The sequence below is a fragment of the Paenibacillus urinalis genome (genome assembly GCF_028747985.1).
Taxonomy (GTDB): Bacteria; Bacillota; Bacilli; order Paenibacillales; family Paenibacillaceae; genus Paenibacillus; species Paenibacillus urinalis.
Window position 1 is genome coordinate 4,248,090 of record NZ_CP118108.1, and the last position, 11,764, is coordinate 4,259,853.

Genomic DNA, 11,764 nt, shown 5'->3' on the forward strand with positions numbered 1-11,764 from the left:
GGGAAGAATATTCTGGAATTTCTAGCATTCATGCTTTTTTCATCACTTGAGACATTTGCACTATTTATCTTTATTATTACGTTATTTAAGATTAATCCTGCCCGTTATACTAAGCGCGCCCTTCTTGTCCTTATGCTTGTTAATTTACAGAGCTATTTTCTACAGAACGAGCTGAATGTCGCTAATTTGGTACCAGTTATTACCATTATTATCCTAGCCTTATTCTTTACTATTGTGGTTAAGATTCCTTTGCTGCCTTCGGCCTTTCGAACCATACTAGCTACCGTCCTGTACGGTGCGATTCAAACTTTCTTAATCATCATCATTTACGGGGATTTAGATGTACTGGAACAGAGCATACGCAGCCTTTTTCTGTTACAAACCTTCAGCAGTGCTGTGCTGATGATCATATCCTGGCTTATGTACAAATACAACTTCGGATTCAGCTATCCATATGATAAACTTAAGCTTAAATTTGAATATGCTATTGTTACTGCTCTAATGCTCATATTCTTGATTCTGATCTCTTTCATCCTCTATATGAATCAGATCTGGCTTAACATTTTGTTTTTTGCCTTAAACCTGGCTTGCTTCTTGTTCTTTGAAATTCAAGAGCGCAATTCAAGCAAGTCGAACTCAACATAGAATCCGACATTTTACATGCATGATCAACAATGACTCTATCCTAAAGCAGGTGAAATATGCCTTCATCCTCTATTGAAATTAATCCGCTCCTCTGCCCTTTATGCCATAAGCCTAATAGGTGTGCCTATGCAGCCGGGAAGCCTCACACGGAATGCTGGTGTATGAGCCTGTCTATACCCAAGGAACTACTGGCACGCATTCCAGACGAGCAGAGACGCAAGGCATGTGTGTGTGAAGCCTGTGTGAATGCGTTTAATGCCAGGGGAGAAGAAAAAGTCTAATGCCCTTGGCCTATATGTGATTGCATCCAATAGATTAGATTTTGTTACAACCTTTGCAGCTAGTGAACGTTATATTGAATATATACTTAAACTTTCTGGGAGGTTATCATGATGAAAACGCAAGTAATGAGAACACACTCACCCTCTAAAGTCAAAAACACTTATGTTACTGCCTCTTTCATCCTTCTTGCCTCAGCGTTTTTTCTGTGGCCCAATGTACCTTCTGCTATATCTCCATCTGCAAGCATTTCGACAGAGTCCGATCAATACAGCTCGCTTCAAATTACATTTCCGCTTGATAAATATGCTATGGTGATGAGCAGTGTTCCTGGATTCCCCATCGAAATAACGGAAGAAAACAATACATTTCCGCTAACCGTTACAGCTTCCTCAGGAAAACTTCTGGTTATGGAAGGTTTGACGGGCAATGAGGTGAGGTCATCGGGTACATCCCTTGAGGTGAAACAGCCCAGCACCATTTATTGGTCCCCTCTTGCATCTCCACCCGTAAGCGAAACGACCATCACGGTAACGAGCCAAGCTCTTTACTCGAATTCAGCTGCGGGGTCTGCTTCTGTTCACATCGTACAAGATCATGATGGCTTCTACAAAATTAATTAACCCCATGAGATTCGTTCCACGAGAAACATTTTTTTCCACAATAGACACTACAGCGATGATGCGTTATGACTATTGATTATAAGCTTCGTTATATAAAAAGAGCTGACCTCCCTTTTAGACAGGAAGATCAGCTCAAACAATTTAAATCATTACGTCATATATTAAATAATATCTTGTTACTCTTCAGTATGTGCACGATAAGCATCGGCATCCAGCAGTTTAGCAAGTGCCGCCTTGTAATCTCCACTCAGCTTCACTTCAATCATCCAGCCATCGCCATAGGGTGAAGCATTCACAAGCTCCGGTTCGTCTTGAAGCTTCTCATTCACACTAACGATCGTACCGCTTACCGGTGCAAACAAATCAGATACCGTCTTAACCGATTCAATCGTACCAATACTATCATCACTATTAATGTCCGTTCCTACTTCAGGCAGCTCCACAAACACAATATCACCCAGCTGATGCTGAGCAAATTCAGTAATTCCGATACGAACCGTATCTCCTTCTAACGTTTGAACCCATTCATGCTCTTCACTATACAACAAACCGTTAATTACTTCGCTCATGATCTCGTCAGCCTCGCTTTTTCAAAAGTTAGAATTGTGTTTCTTCTCTGGTTCCTGCCCTTTTTCCACCCATAGCGTAAAACAATCCTCATCACAATGTCAAGAATGCTAACAAAAAATATGTTTTATGGATATACTCCTTGACTTTTCGGATTTAATCACGTATTAATGTAGTATAAGCGTTAGATTGAGCGGAAGAGTTCGCTATTTCCGAACATTCTAGCTCATTAAGCGGTTGAACGTAAAGGGAGAGATTACCGCAGGATTCTTGTTCTGAGCTTCTGAGCAGAGACATTATCCGCATGGTAACGCCGAAGGAGTAAGCCCATTGATAAGCAAAGGGTGAATCTCTCAGGCAAAAGGACTTTTACCGGACGCGACTCTGGAGAGCATCCATAACCGTTCGCCTGCTACTAGAAGCGAACGTTGTTAATAAAAGGATCACCCAAGGGGAAACTCGTGAGCAGCATACGGGGTAACTCTCAGGTACCAAGGACAGAGCCTAAGAAGAACACATGCTTTATTTGCGTGTATTTTTCTTTGGCCTGTCCTTTTCTTTTTCCATTTTCCAATAGCCCTTTTTCCCTTTTCCTAAATTTTTTATTCTAATTATTCTTCTTCATTCCTTCTATCTAACTACAGCCGGAAGCCGGCTTTTGACGAGGTGAAAATTATGTCCCAATTATTGAGAACACCGCTTTTCCCTCTTTATGAACAATATCCAAATGTACGCTGTATTGATTTTGGAGGCTGGGAGCTCCCGGTTTCCTTCAGCGGAATCCAGAAAGAACATGAGGCTGTTAGACAGCAGGCTGGATTGTTCGATGTATCCCATATGGGTGAATTTCGAGTAGAAGGCGAGAATGCAGCCGACTTCCTGCAAGGAATGCTGAGCAATGACATATCCCTGCTCGAAATTGGTCAGGCACAATACACACTTATGTGCTACCCAACCGGTGGTGTTGTGGACGATTTACTTGTCTACAAGCGCAGCGATCAGTTGTTCATGCTCGTTGTGAATGCATCCAATATTGATAAGGATTGGGCATGGCTGCAAGAGCATCTGCCGGAGAACGTACAGATGGTCAATGAATCGGATGCGACCGCTCTGCTCGCACTGCAAGGTCCAAAGGCTGAAGCTATATTATCCAAAGTAACCGATGTGAATCTTGCTGAGCTGGGGTCTTTCCGTTTTGTCGACGGTGCAGAAGTGAGCGGCAGCAGCGTTATTCTATCGCGCACGGGATATACCGGTGAGGATGGATTCGAAATTTATGTCAGTACTGATGACGCACAGCAAGTATGGCTTGCACTTATGGCCGCAGGGGAAGATGAAGGGTTGCTTCCTATCGGGCTTGGTGCGAGAGATACACTTCGATTTGAAGCTAAGCTTCCGTTATATGGACAGGAGCTCTCAGCAACGATTACACCGCTTGAAGCCGGTCTCGGGATGTTCGTGAAGCTGGCAGCTGGTGACTTTATCGGTCGGGATGCACTGCTGAAGCAAAAAGAGGAAGGCCTGACCCGCAAGCTCGTCGGGATTGAGATTACAGACCGCGGTATTCCGCGATCTCATTATCCGGTCTTTGCAGACGAAGAACAAATCGGTGAGGTAACCACAGGTACCCAGTCACCTACCCTCAAACGCAATCTGGGTCTTGCACTGCTGGATATCCGGTTTACAGAACCAGGTACCACTGTTGAAGTCGAAATCCGGGGGAAACGCCTCCAGGCAGAAGTGATCAAAACCCCATTTTATAGAAGACCAAAACCTACAGCCCAAGCGGCAAAAGGAGCGAATTCGTAATGACAAATCGTTATCTTCCGATGACGGAACAAGATCAGGCGGAAATGCTGGCAGCAATCGGAGCTGAAACGATAGAGGATCTTTTCTCCGACATTCCTGAAGAAATCCGCTTTAAAGGCGAACTCCCTGTTTCATCTAAGCTGGACGAATATGCACTCACACGTCATATGTCCCGTCTTGCCGGACGCAATGTGAACGCAGATACACATCCAAGCTTTCTCGGTGCAGGTATCTATGACCATCATGTACCTTCTGTCATTAACCATGTCATTTCCCGCTCCGAATTCTATACCGCTTATACACCCTATCAGCCCGAGATCAGCCAAGGCGAGCTGCAGGCCATTTTTGAATTCCAATCCTATATCTGCGAGCTTACCGGAATGGCTGTAGCCAATGCCAGTATGTATGATGGTGCAACCGCTTTTGCAGAGGCCGGCAATCTGGCCGCAAGTGCGACTCGTCGTAAGAAGCTGGTCGTATCGAGTACCGTGCATCCGGAATCCCGTCAGGTGCTTGCCAGTTACGCACATGGTCTGAATCTTGAAATCGTAGAGATTGGCTATAAGAATGGTGTCACTGATATGGAAGCACTCGCAGCTGCAATCAGTGAGGATACAGCCGCAGTGATGATTCAAAGCCCGAACTTCTTCGGCAGTGTAGAAGATATTCAGGCGGCAGCTGATCTGATCCATCCCAATAAAGGACTTCTTATCGTCAGTGCGAATCCAATTTCACTCGGACTTCTGGAAGCTCCGGGTAAGCTTGGTGCAGATATCGTTGTTGGTGATGCTCAGCCGTTAGGAATTGCAGGCTCCTATGGCGGCCCTACTTGTGGATACTTTGCTGTATCCCAGGCCCACATGCGCAGAATTCCTGGACGAATTGTCGGTCAAACGACGGATCGTTATGGCAGACGAGGCTTTGTGCTTACTCTGCAGGCTCGTGAACAGCATATCCGCCGCGAAAAAGCGACCTCCAATATTTGTTCCAACCAGGCTCTGCTTGCACTAAGTGCATCGGTCTATATGTCGCTGCTCGGCAAACAAGGCATGCTTGATGTATCGGAGCTTAATTTGCAGAAGAGTCATTATGCCAAGCAGACATTAGCTTCTATTGAGGGGGTAAGCACTCCTTTCACTTCACCGACATTTAACGAATTTGTGATTAAGCTGCCGGACCATACGAGCATGGAAGATGTACAGAGCAAGCTGCTCGCTGCAGGATTTATCGGTGGATATGATTTGGGACGTGAATACCCGGAACTAAGCGGTCATATGCTGATTGCCGTTACAGAACGCCGGAGCAAAGAAGAAATCGATGAATTCAAAGCGGTATTGGAGGGATTGCTGTGAGTAAGATTGAAGCAGAGAAACCACAGGTTCAGAACGAGACAGCAGAACTGGATTTTGCAAGAACAGCTGGATCAGAGGCTCCTGAGCAGAAGCTGATTTTTGAACTGAGCAAACCAGGTCGCGTCGCATACTCCTTGCCCGAGCTTGATGTACCTCAGGTCAGTCAGGCTGAGCTCATTCCTTCTGGATTTTTGCGTAAGGAAGCAGCTGCATTGCCAGAAGTATATGAAGTGGATGTCGTTCGCCACTATACAAGCTTGTCCCGCCGTAACTTTGGTGTAGATAACGGCTTCTATCCGCTGGGTTCTTGTACGATGAAATACAATCCGAAGATAAACGAGGATGTCGCCCGTTATACCGGATTTGCCAAGATTCACCCTTATCAGCCGGAAGAAAGTGTACAGGGAGCACTTGAGCTGCTGTATCAGCTCCAATCCGACCTCGCAGGTCTTACTGGAATGGACGAAGTGACGCTTCAGCCGGCAGCCGGTGCGCATGGTGAGTGGACAGGACTGATGATGATTCGTGCTTATCATGAGAGCCGCGGTGAAGTTCGTACCAAGGTCATCGTACCTGACTCTTCCCATGGTACGAACCCGGCCAGTGCGACAGTGGCAGGCTTTGAGACGGTGACGATTCCTTCAACTGCTGAGGGACTGGTCGATCTGGATGAGCTGCGTGCAGCTGTAGGTAATGATACAGCCGCACTCATGCTGACGAACCCGAATACACTCGGTCTGTTCGAGAAACAAATTGTGGAAATTGCCAAGATCGTGCATGATGCCGGCGGTCTTCTGTATTACGATGGAGCTAACTCCAACGCGATTATGGGTATTGCTCGTCCCGGCGATATGGGCTTTGACGTGGTCCACTTGAATCTGCATAAAACGATGAGTACTCCTCATGGCGGCGGCGGTCCGGGTGCTGGTCCGGTCGGCGTGAAGAAGCTGCTCGTGCCGTTCCTTCCGAAACCACACGTGAAACGTACAGAAGAAGGAACATTCTACTTGGATCGTGAAGTAGGGCAATCCATCGGCCGTGTTAAAGCTTATTATGGTAACTTCGGCATTCTTGTCCGTGCGTATGCCTATATCCGTACCTATGGTCCGGTTGGACTGCGTCAAGTTTCCGAGTATGCAGTGCTTAATGCCAACTACATGATGAAACGTCTTGAGCCCTATTACGAAGTTCCATATCCTGGTGTATGTAAACATGAATTCGTTATGTCGGGCAAAGGCTTGAAGCAGTATGGTGTACGTACACTTGATGTGGCCAAACGCCTGCTAGATTTCGGCTATCATCCGCCAACGATCTACTTCCCACTGAACGTGGAAGAATGCATCATGATTGAACCGACAGAAACCGAAAGCAAAGAAACACTCGACGGCTTCATCGACACGATGATCCGCATTGCCAAGGAAGCCGAGGAGAATCCTGAGCTCGTGCTTAATGCTCCATACGGTACACCGGTGACTCGTTTGGATGAAACGACAGCTGCACGTAAGCCTGTCCTTAACTGCGCTTGCAGCTAATTCGATATGTAGTTAGCATCGGCTTGATATATTGGAACGTAAATTAAAATAAACAAGAGGTGTCCGAAGCGTCATATTGATATGCTCCCATCATAGTAGACAGTAGAAAAAATAAAAACTTCTACTACTACAACGATGGGAGTATTTCTATGTCTAGAAGAAGTTCAACTTCAATTGAAACGAAACTGCATGCCATACAGCGATGCCTGGAGCACAGGTCAAATCCAAACTATGAAGCGAGACAACTAGGGGTTAGTTCCCACACAGTTAGAGAGTGGATAAGAAAATACAGAGCAGATGGTTTGGATGGATTGGGGGAATCGAGAACATGGAAAACGTATTCAAGGGAATTGAAAATTGCTGCTGTTCAGGATGTGTTATCTGGACATTGCTCCCTTGAAGAGGCGACAAGGAAGCATCGTATTTCCAGCAACAGTGTGTTGCGGAAATGGATTAACAAGTATACTAAGGAGATAGAATTAAAACCTACTCTTAAAGGAAGAGGACTATCTCAAATGAACAAAGGACGTAAAACAACTTACGAGGAACGTATTGAAATTGCGCAATATACAATCGCTAATGGTTTGGATTATCAGAAAGCCATCGAAAAGTACGGTGTATCTTATCAGCAAGTGTATGCCTGGGTTCGGAAGTATCAAGCAGGCAGTGAAGATGCTCTTAAGGACAATCGCGGTCGAAAGAAGCCTGTAGAGGAACTGGATGAGCATGAACGTCTCAAGCTGCGGATCAAGGAATTAGAAGCTCGAAACGAATACCTGGAGATGGAGAATGCCTTCGCAAAAAAGTTGGCGGAGATCAAGCGACGAAATACACGCTAACCCTTGTTCGACAAGTAAACTTGTATCAAGCGATTCAAGAACTGAACAAAGAAAAAGGTTACGCAATTAAGAAGTTGTGTGCGTTAGCAGGGGTTGCTCGATCTGCCTATTACAAGTGGTTAGGTTGGACGCCATCTACCAAGGAACTTGAAATTCAAGTGCTAGCCAAAGAAGTAAAGCTTCGTTATGACAAGCGAAACGGAATACTTGGCTACCGCCAAATGCGTACTCAATTAAACCGAAAGCTCAAAAAGCAGTACAACAAAAAGCGCTATTACCGAATTATGCGTGCGCTTGGCCTCAAAGCAGTCATTCGTAAGAAACGACCAAGCTATATGAAAGCCCCAGAGACCCATGTCGTTGAAAATGTAATGAATCGTAACTTTGAGGCCCAGTCTCCAAATACAAAGTGGTGTACAGATGTGACAGAACTGAAGTATGGAAATGGCCGCAAAGCCTATTTAAGCGCCATTATCGATGTATATGATAACTCCATTGTTTCATGGGTATTAAGCCATTCCAACAACACTAAACTCGTGGTGGATACGCTGAAGCAGGCTTATGAGAAGAATCCCGGTGTAACCCCACTCCTACACAGCGACAGAGGTTTCCAGTACACGTCCCACGAGTATAATCGGCTCCAACTAAAGTATGGATTTATGAAAAGCATGTCTCGTGTGAGCCGATGCTTGGACAACCAACCTATTGAGCGCTTTTGGGGTACTTATAAATCGGAAAGTTATTATCTTACAAAGCATGATACCTATGAAGACGTCCTGAAAGATGTTAGCAATTATATTCGCTATTACAATAACCATCGCTATACAGAACGTTTAGAGGGTCTGTCACCCAACGAATACAGGCGAGTTGCATAAGGAAGATCCCTCAGTTCCGTTAAACAAACTGAGGGATCTAGATAAACTATTTTTGTTTTTTTACACTGTCCACTTGACAGGGGGCACTTCATATTGACTTAGGGGCACCTCTTTATTTTGTATAAAAAGAATTTAGCTTTAAGAAAGCTGCATCACAATTTTGGCAGCTTATGTACCGGCCACAATATCCGCCTCATGATTTTACGGATATAATAAGCCATTATCGTCGTGGTGCTCCATGAGCTGCGCTTATTCTGACTGTATTGATCGTTAATAATATAAGTCCGAGTGGAAGTAGGACTCATTAGTCCGAACCTCTCCCATTCTGCCGGATCATTTGAACCTTCAAGTTTTATAAGCATATTCTCAGTCTCGCGATTTACTTTAGCCGGAATTTGTTCATATGCTTCGGAGATTTGGGCATGAAACTCGTCAATCGGATTGCGGCTAGCAATGCTCTCTAGGTGGATGCCTTCTCGAATGTACGAAACGTATGACAGATGTTCAGCCCAAAACTGATCGATATAAAAAAGCCGAACTCGCTGTTCCGAAGGACTCATTGACTTCTCCCCTTTTAAAATTCGGAGCCGCTCCTCGAACAGAATTCGCCGCTGATCCTCCACCATATCCGAATATGAATTCAGTTCCTTTTGGATATCAAAGTTTTGCCCCATAATAACACGCTGGATATGTGTAATTTTGTTACGAAGCACAGGATCATCGAGAGCCTCATCCTGCTTTGGAACACGAATTGCTTTATCAATGCCGAACCGCAGCATCAACTCATCCTCCAAGCTTACGAAGAATACCGAACCTCCGGGGTCCCCTTGGCGGCCGGAACGTCCGCGCAGTTGGTCGTCGATCCGCACACTTTCGTGCACATGCGTACCAATCACGTACAATCCGCCTAGTTTAGCAACTTCTTCTGCTTGCGTGGGGTTACCCCCGCCGAGCCGAATATCGACGCCGCGTCCCGCCATATTCGTAGACACGGTCACCGCACCAATCTCTCCCGCTTTGGCGATAACATCAGCTTCCTCAGCGTCATTCTTCGCATTCAAAACATGACAAGGTACGTTTGCAGCAGCCAGCGCCTTCGCCAGCATGTCAGACTCCTCGACGCTTGACGTACCAATTAGAATTGGGCGTCCCTCCCTATGGACGGACGATATTTCATATACAAGTGCCTTAAGCTTGGCTTCTTTATGAGTATAAATTCGATGCGGCTGATCAATTCGAATGTTCGGACGGTTTGGCGGGATTTGTACAACCTGCAATGCATAAATATCTTCGAACTCCATGGCTGATGCATGCGCGGTAGCCGTCATTCCACAAATCTTAGGATAAAGGCTAAGGAAGTGTTGGAGAGTGATCGTCCCAAGAATTTTCCCGCCGCCTAAGAGTTCGAGCTCTTCTTTGGCCCCAAGCGCCGCTTGCAGCCCGTCCGGCAGATGCCGGTTCTCCGCCACGCGGCCGGTATATTCGTCGATCTGTTCAATTACACCGTCCCGGACGATGTAATCGACGTCTTTTACTAATAAATATTCTGCATGCAGCGCACAATTTAACGAAGATAAAATATGACTATTATGGCTCTCATATAAATTGCCGCATCCGAGCAGCTCTTCCGCTTTCGCAGCGCCTGCTTCATTCAAATATACATTCCGCTTGAACTCATCGAAGTCATAATGCTCATCTTGCTCGAGCTGCCTGGCTACTTCTGTGAAACGAGTAACGTCTCTACTTAAAAAATCCGATTCTCCGGCAATGACTAGCGGTACCCTTGCTTCATCGAGAAGAAGCGAATCCGCTTCGTCAACGATGACATAGTGGAAAGAACGGTGCACAGTATTCGCCTCATCCAGTGCGATTGTGTCCCGCAAATAGTCAAATCCTGCCTCTTTAGCCGTAACGTAGGTAATATCCTGTGCGTATGCTTCCCGTTTCTCGGAGAAGCTCATACCCGCTTGAACTGAGCTTACCGTTAACCCTAGAAGACGATAGATCGGTCCCATCCACACTGCATCCCGATTTGCCAAATAATCATTGAATGTCAGCACATGAACGCCTTTACCGGTTAATGCATTTAGATAAGCAGGCATAACAGCTGAAAGCGTCTTTCCTTCGCCGGTATGCTGCTCTATCAAATAGCCCTCATGCAGAGCGATTGCACCTATTATCTGGACATCGTAGGGCTGTAATCCAAGCGTTCTCTTCGCCGTCTCGCAGACTAGCGCATAAGCATCCACAAGCAGCTCGTCCAAAGGTATACCCAATTTTGCTTTCGTTCTCAACCTGAGTGATTCTACTTGAAGCTGCTGATCGTCCCATGTTTCCAAATTCCATTTCCTTATGAGTTCCACTTTATCCTGATAGCTTTTCAGCTTATTTTGGGTATCGCGGTTTTTGAATTCTCGCATCATCTTAATGGCTAAATTCATTGGGATTGGATCCTCCTCATAGGATTAGCTATTCTATCGATAAGTATAATCATGCCCGCTAAAAATAGCAATTTTTGGAATTTACGAACTCATATCTCCCACTCTTCGCGCAGCATTCCCATCCGGATGGAATCATAGTGCTTTCCATTATAGAATCTAACCTTACGGATACGGCCTTCAATCTGCATCCCCAGCTTCTCAGCGACCCGAATCATTCGGGTGTTCCCTGACCAAGTCGTTAGTCCCACTCTAGCAAGAGGCAAATGATTAAACAAATGATCGATCCATAAGCTTAAGGCTCTGGTTCCCACCAACTTGTTCCAGCTGTTCGGCTGATGCAGCACAATCCCCATCTCCAGCCAATTCTTCTGCTCATCCTCATAATAGTAGGAAACCAAGCCGCATATCTCTTCATGCGTCGTGATGACCCAGCGATGATCGCATGCAATCCAGCTATCCTGCATCTCAGCAAACTCTTCCCAGCTCTTTGTATGATGAGCAAAGTAAGGTGCATCCCACTGCTTCCACTCCGGATTCTCTTCCTTGTAGATCAGCTCCCATAAACGTGGCAAATCTCCCTGTTCTATCGGTCGGATCGTAATTTCCTTATCTTTGTACATGGAATCTCCTTTATTATCATGATATCTATGTATTTCACAATTTCTGTAACCACTCCATTTCATTCTATTTTAGAGACGGAGCAGGCACCAGGTATAGATTGATTTAAACCAAATAAGAGGATGCATGATAAACAGAGTGGATGGGATGGTGGTATAGGGGATATTAGATAAAAAAAACGGTA

General features: G+C 45.5%; 11 protein-coding genes and 2 riboswitches. Of the genes, 8 read left to right on the forward strand and 3 right to left on the reverse strand.

The window, feature by feature from the left end; all coding sequences use genetic code 11:
• The first annotated feature begins 30 nt into the window (after positions 1–30).
• From PUW25_RS19590 to PUW25_RS19600, 3 genes are all read left to right on the forward strand, one after another.
• On the forward strand, positions 31–645 hold the full coding sequence (locus tag PUW25_RS19590) for a hypothetical protein (RefSeq protein ID WP_274337434.1): 615 nt from the start codon (positions 31–33) through the stop codon (positions 643–645).
• A gap of 56 nt (positions 646–701) precedes the next feature.
• The gene (locus PUW25_RS19595) at positions 702–926 is read left to right on the forward strand and encodes a cysteine-rich CWC family protein (protein WP_274337435.1); all 225 of its coding nucleotides are present in this window, start codon (positions 702–704) and stop codon (positions 924–926) included.
• A gap of 108 nt (positions 927–1,034) precedes the next feature.
• Complete coding sequence (locus PUW25_RS19600; protein WP_274337436.1) at positions 1,035–1,547, forward strand: hypothetical protein; 513 nt, start codon at positions 1,035–1,037, stop codon at positions 1,545–1,547.
• 176 nt (positions 1,548–1,723) lie between these two features.
• Here PUW25_RS19600 and gcvH read toward each other — a convergent pair whose 3' ends face one another.
• Entirely contained in the window at positions 1,724–2,116 is a 393-nt protein-coding gene (gene gcvH / locus PUW25_RS19605) for a glycine cleavage system protein GcvH (protein WP_047913267.1), read from the reverse strand.
• A 235-nt stretch (positions 2,117–2,351) separates the two neighbouring features.
• A riboswitch (glycine riboswitch) is annotated at positions 2,352–2,493 on the forward strand.
• Position 2,494: 1 nt separating this feature from the next.
• Positions 2,495–2,619, forward strand: a riboswitch (glycine riboswitch).
• 170 nt (positions 2,620–2,789) lie between these two features.
• Here gcvH and gcvT point away from each other — a divergent pair.
• The 5 genes from gcvT (at position 2,790) to PUW25_RS19630 (ending at position 8,521) form a co-directional block, all read left to right on the forward strand.
• Positions 2,790–3,923, forward strand: a complete 1,134-nt coding sequence (gene gcvT / locus PUW25_RS19610; protein ID WP_274338432.1) for a glycine cleavage system aminomethyltransferase GcvT — start codon at positions 2,790–2,792, stop codon at positions 3,921–3,923.
• Positions 3,923–5,275 (forward strand): aminomethyl-transferring glycine dehydrogenase subunit GcvPA, encoded by a 1,353-nt coding sequence (gene gcvPA / locus PUW25_RS19615; protein ID WP_047913269.1) that lies wholly within the window; start codon positions 3,923–3,925, stop codon positions 5,273–5,275. Before gcvT ends, gcvPA begins: the two co-directional genes overlap by 1 nt.
• 47 nt (positions 5,276–5,322) lie before the next feature.
• Positions 5,323–6,807 carry an aminomethyl-transferring glycine dehydrogenase subunit GcvPB gene (gene gcvPB / locus PUW25_RS19620; RefSeq protein ID WP_047913349.1) on the forward strand — a complete coding sequence of 495 codons (1,485 nt, stop codon included), beginning with the start codon at positions 5,323–5,325 and terminating at the stop codon, positions 6,805–6,807.
• A gap of 149 nt (positions 6,808–6,956) precedes the next feature.
• On the forward strand, positions 6,957–7,646 hold the full coding sequence (locus PUW25_RS19625) for a helix-turn-helix domain-containing protein (protein WP_047914513.1): 690 nt from the start codon (positions 6,957–6,959) through the stop codon (positions 7,644–7,646).
• Positions 7,647–7,666: 20 nt separating this feature from the next.
• Positions 7,667–8,521, forward strand: a complete 855-nt coding sequence (locus tag PUW25_RS19630) for an IS3 family transposase (protein WP_081872853.1) — start codon at positions 7,667–7,669, stop codon at positions 8,519–8,521.
• A 152-nt stretch (positions 8,522–8,673) separates the two neighbouring features.
• Here the strand turns inward: PUW25_RS19630 and PUW25_RS19635 are convergent, their stop codons facing one another.
• Positions 8,674–10,962 carry a preprotein translocase subunit SecA gene (locus PUW25_RS19635; RefSeq protein ID WP_205054842.1) on the reverse strand — a complete coding sequence of 763 codons (2,289 nt, stop codon included), beginning with the start codon at positions 10,960–10,962 and terminating at the stop codon, positions 8,674–8,676.
• An 89-nt stretch (positions 10,963–11,051) separates the two neighbouring features.
• A complete protein-coding gene (locus tag PUW25_RS19640) occupies positions 11,052–11,582 on the reverse strand; it encodes a GNAT family N-acetyltransferase (protein ID WP_047913271.1) in 531 nt (176 codons plus the stop codon).
• Positions 11,583–11,764: the final 182 nt, after the last annotated feature.

Coding starts and splice junctions, on each gene's coding strand:
- PUW25_RS19625 (WP_047914513.1), top strand. CDS start 6,957: ATGTCTAGAAGAAGTTCAACTTCAATTGAAACGAAACTGCATGCCATA.
- gcvPA (WP_047913269.1), top strand. CDS start 3,923: ATGACAAATCGTTATCTTCCGATGACGGAACAAGATCAGGCGGAAATG.
- PUW25_RS19600 (WP_274337436.1), top strand. CDS start 1,035: ATGATGAAAACGCAAGTAATGAGAACACACTCACCCTCTAAAGTCAAA.
- PUW25_RS19590 (WP_274337434.1), top strand. CDS start 31: ATGCTTTTTTCATCACTTGAGACATTTGCACTATTTATCTTTATTATT.
- gcvT (WP_274338432.1), top strand. CDS start 2,790: ATGTCCCAATTATTGAGAACACCGCTTTTCCCTCTTTATGAACAATAT.
- PUW25_RS19635 (WP_205054842.1), bottom strand. CDS start 10,962: ATGAATTTAGCCATTAAGATGATGCGAGAATTCAAAAACCGCGATACC.
- PUW25_RS19595 (WP_274337435.1), top strand. CDS start 702: ATGCCTTCATCCTCTATTGAAATTAATCCGCTCCTCTGCCCTTTATGC.
- PUW25_RS19640 (WP_047913271.1), bottom strand. CDS start 11,582: ATGTACAAAGATAAGGAAATTACGATCCGACCGATAGAACAGGGAGAT.
- gcvH (WP_047913267.1), bottom strand. CDS start 2,116: ATGAGCGAAGTAATTAACGGTTTGTTGTATAGTGAAGAGCATGAATGG.